Annotated in this window: 20 protein-coding genes; 4 read left to right on the top strand and 16 right to left on the bottom strand. The window is 58.4% G+C overall.

What is annotated here, in order from left to right:
- Positions 1-179 precede the first annotated feature (179 nt).
- The 5 genes from L6418_RS03850 to nifB form a co-directional block, all read right to left on the bottom strand.
- On the bottom strand, positions 180-764 hold the full coding sequence (locus L6418_RS03850; RefSeq protein WP_237248153.1) for a nitrogen fixation protein NifQ: 585 nt from the start codon (positions 762-764) through the stop codon (positions 180-182).
- 29 nt (positions 765-793) lie between these two features.
- A complete protein-coding gene (locus tag L6418_RS03855; protein WP_237248154.1) occupies positions 794-1,078 on the bottom strand; it encodes a 2Fe-2S iron-sulfur cluster-binding protein in 285 nt (94 codons plus the stop codon).
- A complete protein-coding gene (locus L6418_RS03860) occupies positions 1,071-1,595 on the bottom strand; it encodes an ArsC/Spx/MgsR family protein (RefSeq protein ID WP_237248155.1) in 525 nt (174 codons plus the stop codon). Before L6418_RS03860 ends, L6418_RS03855 begins: the two co-directional genes overlap by 8 nt.
- Before the next feature lie 11 nt (positions 1,596-1,606).
- Positions 1,607-1,861 carry a ferredoxin gene (locus L6418_RS03865; RefSeq protein WP_237248156.1) on the bottom strand — a complete coding sequence of 85 codons (255 nt, stop codon included), beginning with the start codon at positions 1,859-1,861 and terminating at the stop codon, positions 1,607-1,609.
- Positions 1,862-2,037: 176 nt separating this feature from the next.
- The gene (gene nifB, locus L6418_RS03870; RefSeq protein ID WP_237248157.1) at positions 2,038-3,603 is read right to left on the bottom strand and encodes a nitrogenase cofactor biosynthesis protein NifB; all 1,566 of its coding nucleotides are present in this window, start codon (positions 3,601-3,603) and stop codon (positions 2,038-2,040) included.
- 249 nt (positions 3,604-3,852) lie between these two features.
- Here nifB and L6418_RS03875 point away from each other — a divergent pair, with 249 nt between their 5' ends.
- Complete coding sequence (locus L6418_RS03875; RefSeq protein WP_237248158.1) at positions 3,853-5,241, top strand: (Fe-S)-binding protein; 1,389 nt, start codon at positions 3,853-3,855, stop codon at positions 5,239-5,241.
- On the top strand, positions 5,235-5,585 hold the full coding sequence (locus L6418_RS03880; RefSeq protein ID WP_237248159.1) for a hypothetical protein: 351 nt from the start codon (positions 5,235-5,237) through the stop codon (positions 5,583-5,585). Before L6418_RS03875 ends, L6418_RS03880 begins: the two co-directional genes overlap by 7 nt.
- Positions 5,586-5,648: 63 nt before the next feature.
- On the opposite strand, the gene L6418_RS03885 is transcribed toward L6418_RS03880, so the two are convergent.
- The 5 genes from L6418_RS03885 to L6418_RS03905 all read right to left on the bottom strand — a co-directional run bounded on the left by L6418_RS03885 (position 5,649) and on the right by L6418_RS03905 (position 13,731).
- Positions 5,649-6,674, bottom strand: coding sequence for an HD-GYP domain-containing protein (locus L6418_RS03885; RefSeq protein WP_237248160.1), 1,026 nt, complete (start codon positions 6,672-6,674; stop codon positions 5,649-5,651).
- Positions 6,671-10,027, bottom strand: a complete 3,357-nt coding sequence (locus L6418_RS03890) for a PAS domain S-box protein (protein ID WP_237248161.1) — start codon at positions 10,025-10,027, stop codon at positions 6,671-6,673. The genes L6418_RS03885 and L6418_RS03890 overlap by 4 nt, the downstream gene beginning before the upstream one ends.
- 145 nt (positions 10,028-10,172) lie before the next feature.
- Entirely contained in the window at positions 10,173-12,353 is a 2,181-nt protein-coding gene (locus L6418_RS03895; protein ID WP_237248162.1) for a diguanylate cyclase, read from the bottom strand.
- 333 nt (positions 12,354-12,686) lie between these two features.
- A complete protein-coding gene (locus tag L6418_RS03900; protein WP_237248163.1) occupies positions 12,687-13,187 on the bottom strand; it encodes a hypothetical protein in 501 nt (166 codons plus the stop codon).
- A 61-nt stretch (positions 13,188-13,248) separates the two neighbouring features.
- Complete coding sequence (locus L6418_RS03905) at positions 13,249-13,731, bottom strand: putative iron-sulfur cluster-binding metallochaperone (RefSeq protein WP_237248164.1); 483 nt, start codon at positions 13,729-13,731, stop codon at positions 13,249-13,251.
- Positions 13,732-14,146: 415 nt separating this feature from the next.
- Here L6418_RS03905 and L6418_RS03910 point away from each other — a divergent pair, with 415 nt between their 5' ends.
- Positions 14,147-14,791: an outer membrane protein gene (locus L6418_RS03910; RefSeq protein WP_237248165.1), complete on the top strand. Its 645-nt coding sequence runs from the start codon at positions 14,147-14,149 to the stop codon at positions 14,789-14,791.
- 51 nt (positions 14,792-14,842) lie between these two features.
- Here the strand turns inward: L6418_RS03910 and L6418_RS03915 are convergent, their stop codons facing one another.
- Together L6418_RS03915 and L6418_RS03920 are read right to left on the bottom strand one after the other, a co-directional pair.
- Positions 14,843-15,544, bottom strand: a complete 702-nt coding sequence (locus L6418_RS03915; RefSeq protein ID WP_237248166.1) for a pirin family protein — start codon at positions 15,542-15,544, stop codon at positions 14,843-14,845.
- Positions 15,545-15,610: 66 nt separating this feature from the next.
- Positions 15,611-16,213 carry a cytochrome b gene (locus L6418_RS03920; protein WP_269807822.1) on the bottom strand — a complete coding sequence of 201 codons (603 nt, stop codon included), beginning with the start codon at positions 16,211-16,213 and terminating at the stop codon, positions 15,611-15,613.
- Positions 16,214-16,484: 271 nt separating this feature from the next.
- On the opposite strand from L6418_RS03920, the gene L6418_RS03925 reads away from it, so the two are divergent.
- Positions 16,485-16,820, top strand: a complete 336-nt coding sequence (locus L6418_RS03925) for a DUF4156 domain-containing protein (RefSeq protein ID WP_237248167.1) — start codon at positions 16,485-16,487, stop codon at positions 16,818-16,820.
- Between the two features lie 48 nt (positions 16,821-16,868).
- Here the strand turns inward: L6418_RS03925 and L6418_RS03930 are convergent, their stop codons facing one another.
- The 4 genes from L6418_RS03930 to L6418_RS03945 form a co-directional block, all read right to left on the bottom strand.
- Entirely contained in the window at positions 16,869-17,714 is an 846-nt protein-coding gene (locus L6418_RS03930; protein WP_237248168.1) for a hypothetical protein, read from the bottom strand.
- On the bottom strand, positions 17,714-20,248 hold the full coding sequence (locus L6418_RS03935; RefSeq protein WP_237248169.1) for an EAL domain-containing protein: 2,535 nt from the start codon (positions 20,246-20,248) through the stop codon (positions 17,714-17,716). Before L6418_RS03935 ends, L6418_RS03930 begins: the two co-directional genes overlap by 1 nt.
- A gap of 224 nt (positions 20,249-20,472) precedes the next feature.
- Positions 20,473-20,859: a hypothetical protein gene (locus tag L6418_RS03940; protein WP_237248170.1), complete on the bottom strand. Its 387-nt coding sequence runs from the start codon at positions 20,857-20,859 to the stop codon at positions 20,473-20,475.
- A 468-nt stretch (positions 20,860-21,327) separates the two neighbouring features.
- Positions 21,328-22,956 carry a PAS domain-containing methyl-accepting chemotaxis protein gene (locus tag L6418_RS03945; protein ID WP_237248171.1) on the bottom strand — a complete coding sequence of 543 codons (1,629 nt, stop codon included), beginning with the start codon at positions 22,954-22,956 and terminating at the stop codon, positions 21,328-21,330.
- Positions 22,957-22,991 lie beyond the last annotated feature (35 nt).

Below are 22,991 nucleotides of genomic sequence, written 5' to 3' on the forward strand. Positions count from 1 at the left end.
TGCGTGTGAGGTCGGGGCCGTAGCCACTGGCAACCATGGCATACGCGCTTGCAGGTGTGTCAGGCAGCCATCCTTTGACAGCCTGTACCGGAAGACTGGCCGTTTCGGCAATAGTTCCATCGGCTGAGCCGTCACGCGCAATACCAGCCATCGTCGAATGCCCGCCTGGAGTCAGGCGATCACTCCTCTGGGCCGAAGCAATTCAGGTAGTCGGTGCAGTATTCGCAGCTGGGCGCCCGGCATGCGTTGATGCCTTCCTGTTCGCATAACTGCTTGTACAGGAATTTCTTCCACTTCATGTCGTGCACGTTCTTTGCCGCGAGTGCGGGGAAATTCTGCGTCATCAGGCGACTGAGATGGTCGCGCGACCACAGTCCGAGATCCTGCCACAGATGGTCGCTGGCCATGCAGGCGGCGGTGACGATCTCCGCCATCCATTGTTCCGACATGCATCTGTGGGCGCGGTGTTGCAGCAGCAGGCCGAGCACGTCGTCGCGCTCCGGTGCGCGCGGGTCGGCTTCTGCTGCCTGGCAACGGATGACCAGTTCGACGCCGGGGAAATGTTCCGTCAGCAGCGCGGCGAAGTCTTTTTCTTCCAGCCCGAGGCCCGGCGGCAGCGCGCCCACGCCGCCGATCTGGCTGGAGATCATCTGCGCGAACAGTGCGTCGTTGGATAACCCGGCCGCGTGCGCCATCAGTTCCGCATACAGTCCGTGGTTCGGCTGTGCGGCAATCTTTTGGGCGGGCATGATGTCTGGCTGCATGGTCGCTCCTGCGGTCGTGTGATAAAGGTTCAAGCCTTGACGCTGATGTCCCCGCCCAGCACTTGCGCCTGACAGGCGAGCCGCTGGTTGCTGGCGGCCATGTTCTCCTGCAACACACGGTCTTCCAGTACCGAACGTTCGCTCATGTTCTGCATGCCGGAGGCGATGCATACCAGGCATGTGCCGCATTCGCCTTCGCGGCAGCCGTAGGTGATGCCCGCACCGATCTTCTCGGAGATTTCGATCAGCCGGGTGCCCGCAGGGACGGTGACGGTGAGGCCGAGTTTCTCGAAGGTGACGTTGGCCTTAGGCATGATGGGATTCCTCGGATACGGGACAAGGCTGTGCGTGATGTTCCTTTGGACAGGCCTCGATGTCGCCGTAGTTATAAAAGTCGCGCAGCGATTCGTTTGCCTCCTCGCCCGCTTGCGGGAGAGGATTGAGGTGAGGGGGACGGCCTAGGCCGTCGGGTCTTGCATCGTTGAGCCCGATCCATGCGCGCACCGCATCGGCATCGAAGCCGGCGCGGCATTCGCCGTCCACTTCCATCAGCGGGCGCCGGATCAGCAGCGGTTCGGCAACCATCATTTCCAGTGCGGCATGTGCGTCCAGTGCGGCGGGATCGACCTCGCCCGATTTGACGCGCGGCGCGCTGGGATTGAACCATTGCGCCACCGGCAATGCGCCGAAGAAGGGGCGCAGGTCCGTCGCGTTCCATTTCTCGGTGAGCAGGTTCTTCGCCAGTACGGTATGGCCCGATGCGGCCAGCCACACCTTCTGTTTGGTGTTGTTGCCGCAGCCCGGCTTCTCGTAGAAGACGACAGTGGTCATGATGCAATCCCTCAGGCCGCCAGTTTCTGCAGCGGAATACCGGTGAGCGAACCCGGCGGGTTCATCGCATTGCCGTCCTCGTTGAGGATCGCACCTTCGATCGGGCAGATGGTGGCGCACTGCGGGTCCTCGAAATCGCCCGCGCATTCCGTGCATTTGTCCGGGTCGATCAGGAAGTGCGGCTTTGCCTCGTGGATCGCCTTGCTCGGGCACAGCGGCTCGCAGGCCCAGCAGTTGACGCAGGATTCGATGATTTCGAGTGCCATGATCTATTCCTTCTTTAAATCAACTTTCATTAACTCGTCATTCCGGCGAAGGCCGGAATCCAGATGATTAAATACATTCCGCGAAGCGGGACAACATCACGGTTTTGTCCGTTCTACGGGACATATTTTTTCACTGGATTCCGGCCTTCGCCGGAATGACGTAGTTTTACGATTCGTTATGCCACTTTCTGCTGTTCGTCCAATTTCGGTTCCAGCTTGCCCGCCACGCGCATCTCGTCGTACACCTTGAGCACGGCATCCTCGATGGCTTCCATCGCATGCTCGCCGTTGGGCTGGATGCCGGCGGCTTCCAGTGGCCCCCAGGGTTCGTAGCCGACCTTGCTGCACAGCACCACTTCACAGCCGGCCAGTTCGCGGATGGTCACATCCAGCGCGCTTTCGCCGTCGCCGCAGGTGTCGCCCCCTTCGCAATAGGGGATGGTCTTACGGTGGCCGATGAAGCGCACGCCTTCGGACGAGGCTTCGTAGATCAGGAACTCGCTGGCGTGGCCGAAGTGTTCGTTGATCACGCCGCCGCCCTTGGTGGCAACCGCCATCAGCACAGGGCGCGCAGGAATTAACAATTGCTTTTCACTATTGCTTCCTCGCCCGCTTGCGGGAGAGGATTGAGGTGAGGGAGATCCTTTGAGGCCCTGGATGTTGACCAGTTGCACCTTGGCTTCTTTCGCCAGTCGCTTGCTCTCCAGTTCTTCGTTGATGGCCGCATGCACCTCGGCGCGCATTTTCATCGCTTCGGGATAGTTGATCTCCATCGCCTCGATCTTGTCCATCGTGAACTCGGCACCGCGATCCTCGCCCAGCAGGCCCACCGCATCGGCGCGGCATTGGCGGCAGTGGCGCATCATGTTCATGTCGCCGGCGCAGGCATCCTGCAGCGCCTGCAATTCGTCATGGGTCGGGCCGCGCTGGCCGGTGAGACCGTAGAACGTGCCGTGCTCGGCTTCGGAGATCAGCGGCATCACGTTGTGCAGGAAGGCCCCCTTGGATTTGACGATCTTCGAGACTTCTTCCAGGTGCTTGTCGTTCACGCCCGGGATCATCACCGAATTCACCTTCACCAGGATGCCCCTGGCGACCAGCATCTCCAGTCCCTTCTGCTGCTGTTCGATCAGGATGGCTGCCGCTTCGCGTCCCTTGATGCGCTTGTTCTTCCAGAAGATCCACGGATAGATCTGCGCGCCCACATCGGGATCGACGCAGTTGATGGTGATGGTGACGTGATCGATGTTGTGCTTGGACAGCTCCTCCACATGTTCCGGCAACGACAGGCCGTTGGTCGACACGCACAGCTTGATGTCCGGTGCCTGCTCGGCCAGCTGGCGGAAAGTGGAGAAGGTGCGCTCCGGGTTGGCCAAAGGATCGCCGGGGCCGGCGATGCCCAGCACCGTCATTTGCGGGATGGTGGCCGCGACGGCCAATACTTTTTTCACCGCCTGGTCCGGGTGATGCAACTCCGACACCACGCCCGGCCGCGACTCGTTGGCGCAGTCGTATTTGCGGTTGCAGTAATTGCACTGGATATTGCAGGCCGGTGCCACCGCCACATGCATGCGCGCGAAGTAGTGGTGCGCCTCCTCGGAATAACAGGGATGGTTGAACACCTTCTGGCGGATATGTTCCGGCAGATGGTTCATCTGGTCGTCGGTCGATCCGCACGATCCGGCGGAGCAGCCGCTTTTGGGGGCTTCGGTTGCAGTATTGTTGATGACGGGTAGTTGCACGATGTGTCCTCCGCTAAGGTCTGGCTGGGTATGAGCAAGCAGCGTGCCCGGCAGTTTGCGCTGGCTAACCGATTGTTTTATATGTGTCGAGTGCGCATGACATGCCCCGCTGTTGTAAATGGCACACAACAGCGGCACCAGCTTGTGGCGAAGGCGACAAAATCTTCATGCCGCCGTCATCGGGGTGGCAGGTTGGGCGGCCAATCGCGCATCGGCTCAGCGGGTTAGCACGAGCAGCAGGGAAAAAGCGTGGCTGGCACTGTATTTGCCTCTATCCCGGCCATGAAACATCATCTCGACTGGTCTGCTTACGAAACCGCGGGGCAGGGCGATGCCTATGCCGGCATCCCCGCCGCGGGGGGCGATTTTGCCAAGGCCGTGGCGGTATGCATCAGCGACAAGCTGTGCCAGCGCACACCCAAAGGCGTGATGTGTCCGAGCTTCCGCGTCACCGGCGATGCCGCGCACTCGCCCGGCGGCAGGGTGAAGGTGCTGAAAGCCGCATTGAACGGCGAACTGGGGACAAGGGCTTTCGCCAGCGATGAGCTGGCGCAGGCGATGGAACTCTGCGTCGGCTGCAAGGGATGCAAGCGCGAATGCGCCAACCAGGTCGACATGGCTGCCATCAAGATCGAATATCAGGCGCAGAACAATGCACTGAAGGGGGTGTCGCATCGCGACTGGCTGATGGCGCACCTGCCGGACTGGCTGCGGTATCGGCGCACATTGCGCAGCCTGATCCGTTGGCGCAATCGCGCGCCGTGGCTGGCGCAACTGGGCGAATTCGTTCTCGGTATCGCGGCGGGGCGCCGCTTGCCAGAACCCGCGGCGGCAGCGTACAAGGCCCCCTCTGTGCGGAGCGCGCCGGATAAAAGCGACCGGGACGTGGTTCTGTTCGTCGACACCTTTGCCATGCACTTCGAGCCGGACATCGCCGAGGCGGCTCACCAGGTGTTGAGCGCCGCAGGCTATCGCGTCGCCACCCTGCAGGCCGCACCGGATGACGATCCTGGGCGCGCCCTGTGCTGCGGGCGTACCTGGCTGTCGCTGGGGCAGGTGGAGCGCGCGCGGGCCGAGGCTCGGCGCATGCAGGATGCATTGCGTCCTGCGCTGGAAAGCGGGATACCCATCGTCGGGCTGGAACCTTCATGCATCCTGTCCTTGCGCGACGACCACCTGAAACTCGGTCTGGGAGAGCGCGCTGTGGCCTTGTCCAGGCAGGTCTATCTGCTGGAGGAATTCATCGCGCGCGAGCACGACCGCAAGCGCTTCACGCTCGAATTCAAGCCGCTGCCGCCGGGCAGGACACTGGTGCAAGGACATTGCCACCAGAAAGCGGTCGGTGCGATGAAGTCGTTGCGCAAGGTATTGCGCCTGATCCCCGAGTTCGAATTCGAGTTCATCGAATCGAGCTGTTGCGGCATGGCCGGCAGCTTCGGGCTGGAGGCCGAGCATGCCGACATCTCCATGCGCATGGCGGAGATCGACTTGCTGCCCGCGTTGCGCGGCGTGCCGGATGCTGCCGTCCTGGCGAATGGTTTCTCCTGCCGCCACCAGATACGCGAAGGCGCACAGCGCCAGGCGAGGCATGTGGCATTGCTGCTGCGCGATGCATTGAAGCAAGGGGCATCATGCTGACGGGCGCGATGCTGGGACTGCTGGAACAGCTCGGACTGGACATCATCACCCTGACCGAAGGCCTCAGTGAAGCGGAGTTCTTTTCCAGCCGGCTGGCTCGTGTCCAGGCCCTGCAAAGGTTGGGCAGCATGACCCGGACTATTGCCGACCTGCCTGTCGAGGTGCGGCAGCGCATGCCCGGGATCGACTGGGCGGCGTGGGAAGCCCTGGCGGCAATCCTGCCCGGCAATGCGCATCATCCCCTGCAGATATGGGTGGCCGTGCAGGAACTCACCCCGCTGACCGTGTTGCGGTTGAAACACTACAGGAAGCAGCAGCCGCAGCTGTTTTCCATCGTGCCGTGATTGATCATGCACGGCGAGAGACGGATCCTGACGCGCGCAGCCCCCGGCTGCCATGATCTTGTTTCAGCTGGGGAGGACGTATCCGCGTTCCCGGAACAGCCTGATACAAGCATCCACGGCTGCAGGTTCGTAAAGCTTGCCTTTGTTGAGCGCAATTTCCTGCAGTGCAGCATCGATTCCCAGACCGGGCCGATATGGGCGGTGAGACGTCATCGATTCCACCACATCGGCTACCGCTATGATTTTCGCTTCGAGCAGGATCTGCTCCCCTTTCAGCCCCTGCGGATAACCTGAACCGTTGAGGCGCTCGTGGTGCTGCAGCACGATCCGGGCGATCGGCCAGGGGAAATCGATGGATTTGAGAATCTCATACCCGCTTTGGGCATGCTGTTTGATGAGTTCGAATTCGAGCGGGGTGAGCCGCCCCGGCTTGCTCAGGATCTCCGCCGGAATCTGGATCTTGCCTACATCGTGCACTACACCGGCCAACTGGATTCCTTCTATCTGCTCCTCCGCGAGGTGCAGTTCTTTGGCGATCGCGATGGCCAGCTCCGCCACGCGGCGCTGATGGCCTGCCGTATAGGGGTCGCGCATTTCCACGGTTGCGGCAAGCGCCGTGATGGAATCGATCAGGCTGGTCCTGAGCTTTCTCTCGCTTTCCTTCAATTCGGCAGTACGTTCGTCAACCAGATCCTCAAGATGGTTGCGCAGACGATTCAACTCCAGATGAGTATGAACCCTGGCCAGGAGCTCATCGCGCTGATAAGGCTTGGTGACATAGTCTATCGCGCCAACACTGAACCCTTGCACCTTTTCATCCGATTCTGTCGCCGCGCTGACAAAAATAACGGGCACATCGCGTGTCGAAGCCTGCGCCTTGAGGCGGCGGCACACTTCATATCCGTCTATTCCGGGCATGCGGATATCGAGCAATACCAGTTCGGGCGGGTTTTGGGCTGCGGCATGCAAGGCCAGTTCGCCATTGATCGCGGCGCGCACTTCATAGCCGTCCTCCCGCAAGAGGTCAGTCAAGAGCTTCAGGGATGCTGGCGTATCGTCGACCGCGAGTATGTTGCCTTTGTGTGTCATGTGTTTGTTCCCGGGCTGGCTTGCAATGCCTGAAGGATGGCAGGGTAATTATAGTTCTCCGCCAGATGATGCAATACGTTATGCAGTTTGGCATCGTAGGCGGGGACTTGCTGGATGGCGGCACTGATGCGTTCGCCTTCCAGGCTTTCCAGTGCGGCGCGAAGCTCACGGCGCAAATCGGGTGGCAAGACTTCCAGCATTTCCGGCGTCAGCGTAACCTCGTTGGAGGGTTCCGGTGTGGCAGCATCGGCATAGATGTATTTCACCCCAAGCTGCTTGGTCATGCATTCATATATTTCATTGAAGCGATAGGGTTTGCGCACAAAATCGTCCATGCCCGAATCGAGCATCTCTTCCCGTTGTTCCTTGAAGGCGGAGGCGGTGACGGCGACGATCTTCACCGATTTGCCGCCGGGCAGTTTGCGGATGCGCCGGGTTGCTTCCATGCCATCCATGACGGGCATACGCCTGTCCATCCAGATCAGGTGCGGCTGCCAGCTCTGGAACATTTCCACAGCGCGCGCGCCGTTTTCAGCCACCTTGACCTGGAAACCTACGCTCTTCATCAACTGGGTGAGCAGCAACTGGTTTTCCAGCTGGTCCTCAACGATCAGGATGCGGTATTCCGGTTGATCCGGAGCCAGGCTGACTACCTCCCGCATTGGCATGCTTTCCGGCATGGCTACATCGTGCGCTTCAAGTTTTTCCAGCGGCAATTCCACCTGGAAGACGGAGCCTTTGCCCGGGGTGCTTTCAAAACTGATCGTTCCCCCCATCAGTTGCACATACTGACGCGTGATCGTCAGCCCCAGCCCGGTTCCTTTCTGCATGGCCGATTCGCCCAGTTGCATGAACGGTTCAAAGAGCTTTTTCTGGTCTTCGGGTTTGATGCCTACGCCGGTATCCTCGACTTCGATCAGCAGGTGTTGGGTGGTATTGGTGATCACTCCCAGGCGCAACGTAATGCCGCCTTGCTCGGTGAATTTCACGGCATTGCCGATCAGGTTGATCATAACCTGACGCAGGCGGGCTGCGTCCCCCTTGATGTACCGCGGAAATTCGGAGGATTGGTCGACCAGCAGCCGCAGCCCTTTTTCCTGTGCGCGTACATGCATCATGTCGGTGACATCCCGCACCAGGCTGCCGAGATCGATGGGGCTGTTTTCCAGCTCGACACGACCGGCCTCGATCTTGGCCATTTCCAGTACGTCGTTGATCAGGGTCAGCAGGTGTTCGCCGCTGCGGTTGATGATGTCGAGGTCCTCGCGCTGTTCGTGCCTGAGCAATGCGTCTTTGCGCATCAGGTTGGAAAACCCGAGGATCGCATTCAACGGCGTGCGCAGCTCGTGGCTCATGTTGGCCAGGAATACGCTCTTGGCGCGGTTCGCCGCTTCCGCCGCATTGCGCGCCAATACAAGATCCGCTGTGCGCATCTGCACCACTTCCTCCAGGTGATCCTTGTATCGCCGCAATTCTTCCTGGGCCGCTTTCTGTTCGGTCACATCCCGGGCGGCGGCAAACACGCCGAGAACCTTGCCCTCCCCGTTCTTGTAAACGGAGGCGTTGTACAGCACATCGGTGAGTTTGCCGTCGCGGTGCCGGATCGTGAGCGGGTAGTCGGTGACGTATCCTCTGGAAAGGACTTGCAGGTAACCCGCCCGCGCCTTCTCCGGCTCGGTAAAGTAATTGGAGAAATCGGTGCCGATCAGCTCTTCGCGCCGCACCCCGGTGGCTTTGATGCTGCCCTCATTGACATCGGTGATCTTGCCTTCCGGGCTGATGGTCACCAGCGGGTCCAGGCTTGCTTCGATCAGGCTGCGGTTATAGATGCTGGCTTGGCGTACCTCATCTTCCAGGCGCTTTTTCTCGGTGATATCCCGCGCGATGGTGGAGACTCCGATTATATTGCCCGAAGCATCCTTGATGGGGGAGAGGGTGAGCGCGATCTGGATCTGGCTGCCGTCCTTGCGGATTCTCTCGGTCTCGTAATTGACGACTGCAGCGCCATTCCGGATTTTTTTCAGAAATTCATCGATCTCGGCATGATGTGCCGGATGCGCGAGGATGGTAATCGGCTTGCCGACGATTTCGGCTGCGGAATATCCATAGATCGCTTCGGCGCTCTTGTTCCAGCTGGTGATGATGCCATCCAGGGTTTTGCCGATGATTGCATCGCTGGAGGATTCCACGATGGCGGCAAGTTCCGCGCGCATTGCCTCCTGTCGCTTGCGCTCGGTGATGTCGCGACTGATGCCCAGAAGCACTTTTTGTCCGTCTATCTCGACGACGCGGGAGTTAACCTCAAGAGGGATGATGGACGCATCCTTGCAAATGCGGGCGGTCTCGAATGTGGCATGGCCGGACTTTGCGATCTGCTCGATTCTTTCCAGAACTTTGGCGGCGTTCTCCGGTGTGCTGAAGCGGCCGATCGGCATGCCTGCCACTTCTGCCTTCGTATATCCCATGCGCTCATAATCGGCGCGATTCATGTCGACAATATGACCGTCCATCGAAACCAGTTCGACACCGTCGGTGATCGCATCAAAAATGCGGCTGAACTTTTCCTTGGCCTGTTCCAGCAGGGCGTACGGCTCCTCGATGACTTCGACCACGATGGCACGGTATATGAACAGATAGGCGATCACCTTGTATGCATGCCCGAGCACGTTGTAGCTGCCGGTCATGGTGGTGTACAGCGTGAAGTAGAATTCACTCATCGCCAGGGTGGATACCGCACCGAACAGCAGCGGGACATTGAACGGCTGCGGTTGCCGCATTTTCGCCCACAGTATTGCCGCCGTGAATATGTTGATAATGATCAGCAGGTACTCGAAATTCTTCTTGAATGCGGTGAGCCCCTGCCCGGGAATGAACGTGTCTGGCAACGCGTCCTGGTGATAGATCACCACCCAGTTGATCATCAACGTCACGGCCAATAGCGAGCCGAAGGTCAGATAGCGGGTGGCGGTTGATATTGACGGCATCCAGGGCCTGATGGCTACCACCAGCAGGACAACGGAGGCAAACAAGCGCGCCGACAACCAGAAATTCAGATGTTTTTCCGAGTCGTTCGGCGAGATGAAATCAGGCATTCCCCCATAGGACACGGTATGGGAGAAGTCGAGAATGCCCACCGAAAAAAAGACGGAAGCGAGCAGGATGATATTCCCGGATACCTTTTGCCGGTTCGTGTTCCAGCCGACGGCGAATACCATCATGGAGACGACGATGGATATCGTTTCCAGGAAGACATGCAGCGGAAGGTAATTGGGGATGCCTTTGAATTCAGGCCAGGCGGGCAATAGCCAGGCCGTCAGTTGAATGACTGCAAGCGTCAACAGGATTTTGGCCATGCCGAGCATGGCATTTCGATACCGAGGGTGGAGTCCAGGGAATCCCAGTTTGGCTGTTCGCTGCATATGTGGTGCCTGTTCTTTCTGGAATAGAACCATCATACCGAAATAACATTGCTGTTGCCCAGAACGACCATTGCTGAAATTATTCCATTTCTTCTTTGCATACCCGGTTGCGTCCCGCGTGCTTGGCCCGATACAGCGCAGCGTCGGCGCGTTTCAGCACGCTATCAACATCGGCATCCGCGGCTTGAAGACTGGCCAGCCCGATCGACACGGTGAAATGGAGGGCAGAGTCGTCTTCCAGTTTCACGGCCGCCCTTTCGACTTCCTGCCGCAGCCGTTCCGCCACCTCCTGCGCCTGTGCGCCATTGGTTTCCGGCAGCAGTCCGGCAAACTCTTCGCCGCCGAGACGGCCGACAATATCGATCTCGCGCAATGTGCGCATGGCGACCTCGCCCAGCTTTTTCAGTGCCACATCGCCGATGTGATGTCCGTAGGTGTCGTTAACGGATTTGAAATTGTCCAGGTCCAGCATCAGCAACGAGAACGGTTTGCCATGCCGCCTGGCGCGCGTGAGCTCCAGCTCGGCGAGTTCGAAGAAGTGGCGGCGGTTATTGAGGCCGGTCAGCATATCCTTGCGTGCCTGTTGCTCCAGTTCGCGTTCCAGTTTTTTGCGATCGGTCAGGTCGAACAAAGTGCTGCGGCTCATCACATAACGGCCGGAGGGGTCATAGATGGCCGTTGCGCTCAGCAGAACCGGAAGCAGCGAGCCATCCTTGCGCTTCAGCTCGAACTCCAGATCGTGCACATAGCCGTTTTGCTTGAAGCGTGGGAAATTCTCCTGAAACGTCTGCAGGCTGGAGGGCGTAAGCAGATCGGGGAATCTTAACTTGCCGATCACTTCGTCGCGGCTAAAGCCCAGCCACGCGAGCTCGGTGTGATTGATCCTGGTAACTACTCCGTTTTCGTCGAGCGAGTGATAGCCGCATGGCGCGTGATCGTACAAATCCTCGATCTCCTTGACCGACTTGCGCAATTCGTCAGCGATGCGCCTGCGCTCCGTGATGTCCTGGTTGACGGTGATGGCGCCGCGTATGCTTCCGTCGGGATTGCGCAGCGGCACGGCCGAGTCGAGTATGATCTTGTGCGTGCCGTCGAAGCATTCGATCTCGACTTCTTCTTCAATGCAAGTTTCACCTTTTTCGAACGCCCGCGCACCGGCCCACTCATGCGCCCCGATCGGTTGCCCATTGTCAACCCGCCAGCCCTTGTATTCGCCGAGGCGATCAAGTTCGATATAGCGCACGCCCGCCCAGATCCGTTGTGCGGCAGGATTGCCGAATGCCACTTTTCCTGCAGCGTCGAGCATCCAGAGTCCCGTCGGCAGAATATTGATGATGGTGTTCAGCTGCTCCTCGTTTTCGCGCAATGCCTGCTCCATGCGTTCGCGCTGGATGGCGGTGTCATAGAGTTTTCCGGCGATCCCCAGAATCAGTGCAGCTAGGCCGGCGATGTTTACTGCCGTAAACAGGGCGAGGAGGAAGGTCTCGTCGAAATAGCCGGCATGGTAGCCTTGCAGGATCAACCATCCTGTCGCCACCGTGAAGGCGACCGCCGCAGGCAGCAGGCGCCGTACCATGACGCCCGCAGGCGTGTTGCCGGTCGCGAAGCGCCGCAACGGATAATCCGCGCGCGCGTTCAATATGCCGACCGCAAGCAGCACAAAGACTGTTGCGGCATTGATGGACATCGGCGTGTAGTTGAGCCTCTCCCGCAGGAAATCCTCGATGTCATAGCCGTAGCCGATCAGTGCCGAGCCGCCCAAGATGATGGGCACGACGGCCAGTGCATGGATGGCCGCAACCCGGCCGCCCTGCCCCAGGCTCAACAGCAGCAGGGCGGCACCCAATCCGGCAAAACCGAGGGCGGTGTTGACAGCCATCCTGCCCGGGATATCGCCCGGCAGGTGGGTGACTTCCCGAATCAGCAGCTGATCTATGCCGAGATCGGCGCCGCTCAGATATTCCAGCAGCGTGAGTATGCTCAGAAGCATCACCAGGGCGGCGCATGCTTGCGCGATGGCCCGCAGGGGGCGCCCCTGGACGCCGGTCTCGAAGCTCCATAGCGCAATGCCCGACAGAATGAAGCCCACTGCGGTATTGACCTTCATGGAAACCAGGCCGGGGAGAACACTCTTGAAGAGGGGAAAATCGAATATCCAGCCGATAAGCACTAAAACGCCGACGGTGACGGCGATTGCCGAAACCGCGTGTGGAACAAAGTCGAACAGCCGATAGATGCGACGCGGCGCTGGTGCATTCATGCGGCAACTCCTGCAAATTGCAACCGACTTCGAAGTGCTGGCTTTCTGCAAATCCAGGCCGGGCCTGCCAGGCCAGAATCCCTGAATGCCATCGCAGTTTAGCATTATTCATATCATTGGCCGGATAAATGGTCAGGCTGTTTGTTCCCGGCCAATCGCCAATCGCATTTCCGGTTTTTTCGATTGGTCAGGGCGAACTTGAGGCATCCCGTTCCCGGGTTATGGATCACCTGGGGGATTTACCGAACTTGATAAGCAGGGGGGGGAGGTGCTGATGAATGGCGATAAACCGGTGACGTAGCAATGCCATCAGTCGGCCGGATGGAGGATATATCAGAATCCGAAAATGAAACTTATTTCCGGATAGATTTCGCTGCAGGAGTTGTAAATGGCCGTTTGGCAATTCAGGTACGACTCATAGGCAAGTCCAACTCCTGCGACGCTGCTGTGGCCCGCCGCAAAATAGACGCCCGCCCTGGCGCCGACCGAATTGATGCCGGGGAGTCCGGAGATAACGGAGTGGCGATAGAATCCGCCCATATAGGGCCACAAGGAAGCCTGTCGATTGAAGACGTACTGCACGGAAGGCGAGATCTTGTTGATGCCCGGGCTGCTCCCCGACCAGTTTTCGTAAGACAGGCCCACACCCACTCCGTCTGCCACGTAATAGGTCGTGCCTGCGCCGAGTATCAGGTAGCTGTTGTTGAAAGCGGAGCCGCTTCCCGCCACCAGCGAGAATTGGGTGCTTCCCCTGTCGAAGATCCCGGCCACATCGGCAGCACATGCCGGAAGCGTGAGTATCGACAGCAATATCGTTAACAGCAGCCTGCTCATTCGTGCACCTCTCGTTAAGTGGGAGATTCCGGCCGATCACTTGCGCTTGGCGCCATTCTGCTCATTTGTCTTCCGTGACGCCAGCACCTGTTGCTCCATTCGCCATGCTCGCAGTATCCCTTGCCTTGGGAAAATCCTTCAGGCAGCAGCGTCCGGAAGGGTTGCTCGTTGCACAGGAGCAACGACCGGCTTTGGTCTGGGCGATCACGAAATCCCTGATCGCGGGGTCTTGCCGCAAGTCGGCATTGCAAATGCCGAAGCAATAACAAAGCGGGCTGTCGTCTGATCTTTCCTTTATTCCTGTGCGGGTGCGCAGTTGCGACATGACGATGGTGGAATCGTCGTCGCCAAAATACACCACATCGCACGCCGGATCGTCGCAGAAGAAATAACGGGAAGCGGTCGGCGTCCAGGACCAGGAAGCCTTGATGTGATGATGAATCGTGCGGACGGAAACTTCCGCATACTCCAGTCCGTTGGCTGGGCAGCGATGCCTGTTCGGGAGCTCAGTTTTGCAATCGGGGGATGAGCAACAATCGGTCATGTCGTGTTCCCGGAAATTATTGGTCACAGGGCGAAAGCGGGCGCATGTCCTGTGCGGAGGCTCCGAATGCCCAACCGCCTAACTTTTGTGGAAGACGGATTGCGCCAGGTGCATCGAGATGCTTGACCAGATGACGCTGATCAATACCCAGCCGACTGCAATCAGTATGAAAACCATAAAGAATTTTTTCACTACATAACTTTCGTGTCGATATGTTGAGGAGGGCTGGCCGCGCTATACCCATTCGATTGCGCATCATCCAGTGTCGGGCCCGATCCTGCAAGCGGGTATTGCCGGTTTTTGCTCACGGCCAGTCGTTGTTTCCCGCACACCCAAGTGCTAGAGTGGCAGCGCAAGCCTCGCGATGTTATTGCACATCGGTCAGCTTGTTCACATCTTTGTGGAGGTAGGCGCAATGAATACGACAGCCAGAATATTCGCAGCGGTACTGCTTTCGAATCTCGCAGCTTCACTGGCAGCGGCCGACGGCTTCTATGCGGGCGGTGAGGTGGGCGTGTCGTCGGTTCCCGACATGAGGGGGACGGCGGCCCAGACGATGGTGAATTCCGGATATCCGACGGTGACCGTGTCACAAAACACGGGCAGCGGCCTGGCCGGGATATTCGGCGGGCAATGGGTGACGGACAACTTCGGATGGGAAGCCAATCTGGCGAGCCTGGGTTCCATCAGGGGGCGGGTGGCGGCCACCAACGGCGCCAGTACCGTTTTCACCTCGTACCGATATGCAAGCGGGGCTTTGAGCCTGGCCGCCATGGGCGGGATCGACATCACGCCGGCCGGCAAGCTTTTCTTCAAGCTGGGTTTGTTCGATGCCGCTGTAACCTACGATGGCCCCACGAGTACCGTTTCGGCGAACAGCACGGGGCCGATGTTCGGCGGCGGTTTTTCGTACAGGATCATCAAGCATCTGTCCGTCAGGGGCGAGCTGGTGAATTATGTCGGGGTGCGGTTCCCGAACTATGAGTATTTCGCACCGGCCAACAATACGACGAAGAACAACATCACAATGCTGGCCGTCGGTGCCGCCTATGAGTTTTAAAGGGACGGCGAAGTTGTGATTGCCTGCAGGGGGATCTCTGCCGGTCTGGTATCAGTCCGGCAGGTCGAATAACAGGACCTCAGCCTTGGCAGCCTGTCCGAGGCTGACCAGTTGCTCGTTGCTTGCCATCAGCGCATCTCCCGCAGAAAGCCCGATTCCATTGACGGCGAGGTGGCCGGATGCAACGTGCAGATAAGCCCTGCGGCCGGAGGCGAGGGGATGCTCGATGCGGTCCCCGGCATCGAGTATGGATGCGTATAGCACGGCATCCTGATGGATCAGGACGGAGCCATCTCGCCCGTCTGGCGAGGCGATCAATCGCAACCGGCCTTGCTTGGATTCCAGCTCGAAAGTCTTCTCTTCATAGCCAGGTGCAATCCCTTTCATATTGGGCTCGATCCAGATCTGCAGGAAATGTACCGGTGCCGATTGCGAATGATTGAATTCGCTGTGCCTGACCCCTGTGCCAGCACTCATGCGTTGCACATTGCCGTAACGCAGGACTGATCCGTTGCCCATGCTGTCCTCGTGCTCCAGCGTGCCATCGAGCACATAGGAGATGATCTCCATATCGCGATGGCCATGCGTTGCGAAGCCCTGGCCGGGGGCGACGCGATCCTCGTTGATCACGCGCAGTGGGCCAAATCCCATATGCGCGGGGTCATAGTAGTCGGCGAAGGAAAAACTATGGAACGATTGCAGCCAGCCATGATCGGCAAATCCGCGATCGCTGCTTTTACGAACCGTTAACATGATTGCTTCCTTTCATTGGCTGAGACACCCGGTATTTTCTGCCCCTCATTTGCCACGTCCCGGCGATCAGCGCGACTTGCCGAGGCGGGGCAACATGCGCGCGAGGACGTCGTCCCGGTCGACGAAGTGATGCTTGAGCGCTGCGGCGACGTGGCCTGCGACGAGGATTGCCAGCACCAGATTCAGGCTCCAGTGCACAGTTTGCAGCATATCGCCCAGTTCCTTGTTCTTCGACAGCAAATCGGGGAGGGGGAGCACGCCGAAGAGCACGGTCTGGAAACCTTTGGCGGAACTCATCAGCCAACCCGATAGCGGGATCGTGAACATCAGCAGATAAAGCAAGCTGTGGCCGCTGTGCGCGATGAAGCGTTCCGCACGTCCCATGTGCGGCGGCAATTCCGGCGGACGGTTATATATGCGCCAGGCAAGCCTGACGACGGCCAGCCCGAAAATGCTCACACCGGCCCACTTATGCCACGAATAGGCGCGCAGCTTCCAGGGGGAGAGCGGCAGGTCGTGCATATAAAGGCCGAAGGCAAACAGGCCGACGATGGCGAAGGCCATGAGCCAGTGCATGGCAACGGCGGCAGTTGCGTACTGCCTGGTGGCGGATCGCGTTGGCTGCACTCCGGAAAGGCCGGTAGTGAAGTTGGCTGGCAGGATATCCATGGTGATTTCCATCTTGATGTATTGAAGATGGCCCCATGTTATTCGTTTCAAATCGCGGGATAAATTGCTATTTGTGGCATGCAATATTCCATTATTGGAACATTGGCGGATTGCCGGATCGAGCGAGCGGATGCGGCTCCCCGACGGCCTGTCCAGTCTGGACGATCATTTAGACGGCAATGACACAACTGGTCGTCGATGTTTGGCATTTGCGGAGGCCTTTCAGTACACTGGAAGGCTGAAATGATTCATCAATGGATATGGAGACAGCATGCGATTTTCAAAAACGATGTGGATGGTTGCCGGGTTTTCGCTGATTGCGGCATTGGGCGGCTGCGCCAGCAGCATGATCGAGGTGCGCCAGGGGAGCGACCGGGTCGCCTTGGCCGAGATAAATCAGGTGGGCGGCTGTCAGGCCAAAGGAGAGGTTACGGTCAGCGTGCTGGCCAAAGTTGGATTCTTCCATCGCAGCACCGACGATGTGGAAGCCAACCTGCTCCAGTTGGCACGCAATTATGCGGTAGATTCAGGCGCGGATACGGTTGTAAAAGATGTGTCGTCCGAGCCGGGGAAACGCACGTTCAAAACCTACAAATGCAGGCCTTGATGGCGAATTGTCGGCGGGACGGATATGCAGTCCGCCCCGCGCCCGACGCTAGAACGCATAACCCGCGCCCAGCTTGACGATGGTGTAGTTCGTCCGGCTGTCCGGTTCCCAGGCGACGAATCCGCCGCCGACGGGATACACGGCACTCATGCCATAGCCGAAACTCATGTAGTCGATGCCGGCATTCCCGTGGAAGTGGTTCGAGAATGCGTAGTCGGCGGCGAGGCCAAGCTTGTAGAGCGTCGAGTTCCCCAGCGCGCCTGAAAAGCCATTCAGGCCGGGGCCGGAATTCACCACGATGTTGGCTCCGAAGGTGGTGCCCAGCATGGCATTGGCGGAAAGGACCAGTCTGCTGTTAGCGGGCGAAATCTGCCACAAGGTACCGACCGCAAAATAATTGTGCGTATAGGTCTCGCCGTAATTCACCCCGCGGTCCCATTTGTGATGGCCGACCTCCACGTAGGGGGTCAGCATGAACGGCGTGATGGATCTCGTTCCGACGCTGCCGATTTCAAAGCCTTGCCCGAAGCGCACATTGAAATTGGTCAGCGCTGCGCTGGATACCCCGACGATGGAGCCGAAAACGCCGCCTGTGATGGGCATGCCGGTATAGGTGGTCTGACCGCTGGAGTGATCATACCCCGCCGCAAAATACTGGTTACTCTGGGTCATGGTTGACAGGAAAATGGCGGAGCCGGGCACATCGCCTTTTTCCGTATCCAGCGTTCCGGTCGCGGTGCCGAATATGCCGTTGCCGGTTTCCGTGTAATCCACGTTGGTGGAGATGGCCTGGATGCCGATCTGGTTGTTGGAAGCCCGGATGTCGGCGGTGCCGGCATATGTGACGACCGGAAAGAGGAGGCAACTGACTGCCAGGACGGATTTGCGTAACATCAAGACTCTCCTGTGCTTGTGGATGGATCACCATTCGAGTGGTGACTTGATTTACCAGATATGCCGATCTTGCCGGGAAGTTGGCCCAGGAGGTCTTCGAATTCATCCAGCGTGACCGGTTTGCCAAACAGGTATCCCTGGAATGCGTGGCAGCCATTGCGTTGCAGGATTTCAAGCTGCTGATCGGTCTCCACCCCTTCGGCGATCACTTCCAGGCCGAAGTTTCTGGACATGTCGATAATGGTCTGCACCAGCACGGCGTCGCTCTTGTCGCTCACGATGTCGCGTACAAAGGATTGATCTATCTTGATCTGGTCGAGTGGCAAGCGTTTCAGGTAACTGAGGGACGAATAGCCGGTGCCGAAGTCATCCATGGAGAATTTCACGCCAAGCTCTTTCAGGGAATGCATCTTCTGTATGGTGTCCTCGACATCGATCAGCACCAGGCTTTCGGTCAGTTCGAGTTTCAACAGTGCAGGGTTGATGTTGAACCGGTTCATCATTTCCTTGACCTGGTCGGCGAAGTTCTCCTGCCGGAATTGGCGCGCACTCACGTTGACCGCGAGATGCAGGTGGCTGGTGCTGGCATCTTGTTGCCATCGCTGCAACTGTGCGCATGCGGTCTCCAGCACCCATTGGCCGATAGGCAGGATCAGCCCGGTATTTTCAGCCAATGGAATGAAGTCTGCCGGGGAGACCACGCCATGATTCGCATTCAGCCAGCGCAGCAGGATCTCGGCCCCGATGATGTTGCGCCGGTTGTCGACTTGCAGCTGGAAATGGAGATGCAGCTCATTGTTGGGGAGTGCGTGACGCAATTGCTGCTCCAGCGTGGCTCGCAGTTCGACCGCCCTTTGCATGGAAGATTCGAAGAAACGTATGCCGCTGCCGGTGGCGGATTTTGCCTGGTACATGGCGGTGTCGGCTTGTTTCAACAGTTCTTCTATGCTGGCATTGTGTCCCTGGAACAAGCACACGCCGATACTGACGCTGCAGTGGTGCTCGTGGCTCGACAGATGGTACGGATAGCTGAGCGATGCAACGATTTTCCTGGCAACATTTTCCGCCTGGGCGGCAGCGGTCTCCCGCGTATTGCTGAGATCCTGCAATATCACGACGAACTCGTCCCCGCCCAGCCGCGCCACGGTATCGTTTTCCCGCACGCATGACTTCAGCCTGGCCGCGACCTCGATCAGCAACATGTCGCCGGCATCATGGCCTCTGGTGTCGTTGATGATCTTGAAGTCGTCCAGGTCCATGAAGAAGATCGCGCCAAATGCGCAGGTGCGGAGGCTGTGGGTTATCGCCTGGCCCAGCCTGTCGACCAGCAATCGACGGTTGGGCAAGTCGGTCAAGGTGTCGAAGAACGCCAGCCGATGGATCTTTTCCTCGGCCAGCTTCCTGTCGGTCATGTCCATCGAGATCGCCACGAAATGCGTGATCTCACCGGCTTCATTGCGCACCGCCGAGATGTTCATCCACTTCGGATAGACATGCCCATCCTTGCGCCTGTCCCATATTTCGCCGGTCCAGTTCCCGTTTTCGAATAACGCGGCCCACATCTGCTTATAGAACTCCGCATCGTGCCGCCCCGATTTCAGCAGGCTGGGATTCTGGCCGATCACCTCTGCTGCGGTATAGCCGGTCAGGCGTTCGAAGGACTTGTTGACGCTGACGATGTGGGCGTTGGCATCGGTGACCACGATGGATTCCTGGGTCTCGAAGGTGATGGAAGCGATGCGCAGCCGTTCTTCGGCCTTCTTGTGCTGATCGATGTCCTGCATCGAGCCGATCGTATACAGGGGCTTGCCATGCGGGTCGAAATGCGTGGTGCCGCATTCCTTCACCCACTTGATGCGGCCGCCGGCGAACAGCAGGCGATACTCGACACAGTAGCTGCTGCATCTGGACAGCGACTCGCAGAATCTGCGCATCACCGCTTCGCGGTCTTCAGGATGGATCAGCGAAAACTTGGCATGGCCCAGCGAGCGTGCAGCAGCGTGCGGGTCTACTTCGAGAATGCGGTATATCTCCTCGGAACCTTCCAGGGCGCTGCTGTAGATATCGAACTCCCAATGCCCGACTTGCCCCAGTTTCTGGGTCTCCTGCAGCAGCGCATTCTGCTTGGCCAGGTGCAGTTCGTGTTTTTTGGTTTGTGTGATGTCCGTGCGGAGTGCGATATAACCTTCGTGAACGCCATTCTTGTTGCGCTTTGGTGCGATTGAAGTTGCGACCCAGTACAGGCTGCCGTCTTTGGCGCGATTGCATATTTCCCCTTGCCATGTTTTACCGCTGGCGATGGTCTGCCACAGGTCGCGGAAAAACGCCTTGTCGTGGTAGCCGGAATTGATGATGCGGTGATTCTGGCCAACCAGTTCTTCGCGACGGTATTGGCTGAGTTGGCAGAACTTGTCGTTGACGAAGGTGATCTGCCCCTGCAGATCGGTGGTGGCGACACAGGCATGCTGGTCCAGTACTACCGACAGGCCGTCGACATGCGCAGTGGTGAGGCTAATCCAAGATTCCTGGAGCATGATCTTCCCGAAAAATTGCCTGATGCGACATTAAACCTTGTGTGTGGAAAGGTCTATGCGATTGATGGCCTATGCCTGTATCTAGAACTTTAATTGCGCAGGGCTATATCTTTTACCTGGATTTTACGCAGGCAGCAGTATGCGTATGCGGGGCGCGGTTAAGGCGGGAGCCTAAATGGAACTGCGGGGATCGATGCGAAAGTTCGATTGATGCGAGACGACGCCTAATTTGAACAGACGGGCTTCATTTTGCAGGCAGGACACGCTGCATTGGTGGAAGTTCGCAACTGTGCAAGTGTCGCCAACCATTTTTCGCACTGGCTGCCATATTTCTGCAAGAACTTGTGCGAATGCACCCTCAAATACTCGATGATCTGGGTCTGCATGCAGGCGGTGAAATCGAACTGCCGATTGTTGCGGTATTCGCCCCAGATAAATTCTTCCGGCAGCATGCCAGCTTGCCGCATGTCTTGGGTGAATCCGAAGATCGCATAGAACTTGTCCGGGTCTTCGATCCAGTGGATCGGCTCGCCGTTGATTTCTATATAGCGGTATTTTTCGTTACAGGGATTGGAAAGGTTGTAGCTGATATTCGGCAATGTGTTTTTCATATCGTGTATAGACCGCTTGCGTTAACGCCGACTTCGGTTGCTGTGACTCATGCGTCCCGAGAATTTTGCCTGGAATTGCCGTAGCAGGTTAACAGCGGCAGGTATGCATTGATATATGCCGAAATATATAGGCCAAGGCCTATTACATGCGGTCGACAGGGTTATTGGGGGCAGGTCGAGAATGAGTTAATTCGCCTGTGGGAAGCGCTACCGCGAAGCATTGCATGAGCGGACTCGTGCTCAAAGGAGAAATCCCGATAACCGCTGTTATGCACAATAGCTGTGGATAACTATTCAGATAAGTGTGCGGCAGCGGTTCTAACTGTAAACCGTATATGCGGTTTTTGGGCATCGCTCAATTCGTGAGCATTTCCCGGAGCCACCGGGCGGGCATGGCCGACGATTTTTCGCGATGTTTGCTTCGCCGCGGCTCTCAACGCGCGTGGAGCGCAAGAGACCCGGCCCAATTCAGGCGATCCTGAAGCGCGCCGCCAATTCATCCAGGTTCCTGCTGAGATCCGCCATCTGCCTGGCTGAGGCAGCCGTCTGCGAGGAAGCCAGCGTGTTCTGCTCGGTTCCCTGGGCGATCTTTTCGATGCGCTGTGCGATGTCGCGTGCTGCCAGCGATTGTTCCTGGATCGCATGCGTGATGTCGTCGACGTCGCGCGCGGCATTCTCCGCGGCTTCCCGGATGCTGCTGACGGAGTCCCCGGCCTTGCGCGCCAGTTCGACCCCCTCGTTGACTCTCGTCACGCTGACGCCCATTTCCTTGACGGCTTCCCCGGTGCCGTCCTGTATCTTGACGATCATGCCGCTGATCTCCTTGGTCGAATTGGCGGTGCGTTCGGCCAGCTTGCGCACCTCGTCGGCCACCACGGCAAAGCCGCGGCCCTGTTCCCCCGCGCGGGCCGCCTCGATGGCGGCATTCAGCGCAAGCAGGTTGGTCTGGTCGGCGATCTCGCGGATCGTCTCCGCGATGCCGGATATCTGTTTGGAATATTCCTCCAGACCGTGGATCTTCTCTGCGACATGATTGACGGACTGGGCGATGTTCTCCATCTCGGTTGCCGCGCTGTGGATCACGCGGCCGCCTTCGACGGCCTTTTCGCTGGAGAGCTGGCTGACGCGGTGCGCGTTATCGGCATGCTCGCTTACCTGGTCGATCGATACCGACAGTTCCTCCATCGCCGATGCCATGCCGGAGGCGGCTTCGGACTGCATCTGGCTGATCTTTGAACTGCTATTGGCTGAAACGGAGACATCGCCGGACGACTGGTTCAACGAGGTAATTCCTTCCCGTACATTGGCGATCAGTTCGTGCAGGTTGTTGCGCATCACCGAGAGTGCGGCATTGAGGTCGCCCAGTTCGTCCTTGCTGGCTAGCGGCAGTGGCTTGGTGAGGTCGCCGGCGGCGATGGTTTCGGCCGCAACTCTGGATGCGTTCAAACAGCGCCTGATCTTGTTGATGACTTTCCATGCCTGCATCAGCAAGGCGATCGAGGCCAGCGCGCCGATGATCGTGAGCGTCGTCGTGTCCAGGCCATACCAGATGGCTGCGATGGCCAGGATGAAGCCGGCAACGCCGTTGGCGGTCAGCAACCACAGCCGCGCTGCAATGCTGATGTTGTTGAGCCGGCGGAAAAGCCTGGCCAGTGCGTTGCCGCTGACCACCTGGCCTTCGTCCAGGCTGATGCGCGCATCGCGGTTCATCTGGATATACAGTTGTTCGGCCGCATCGATCTCCTCGCGCGAGGCGGCCACACGTACCGAAACATAACCGCTGCCATCCGCCAACGGCGAGGCATAGGCGCGCACCCAGTAGTGATCGCCGTCCTTGCGGCGATTCTTCACCAGGCCGCTCCATGGCCGTCCTTTCTTGAGGGTGTCCCACAAGTCGCGAAACGCTTCCGGCGGCATGTCGGGGTGGCGCACCAGATTGTGCGGCTGCCCGATCAACTCGTCTTTGGCGTAGCCGGACAATTCGACGAATGCATCGTTGGCACGGGTGATCTGGCCTTTGAGGTTGGTGTAGGAGATGACGGTCTTCCCCTCGGGGAAGGGATATTCGCGACCGGTTACTGGCTGGTTGTTGCGCATTGGACGCTCCTGGCCTGCTGTTTCAGATATGAGTG

It is taken from the genome of Sideroxyarcus emersonii (assembly GCF_021654335.1).
Lineage (GTDB): Bacteria > Pseudomonadota > Gammaproteobacteria > Burkholderiales > Gallionellaceae > Sideroxyarcus > Sideroxyarcus emersonii.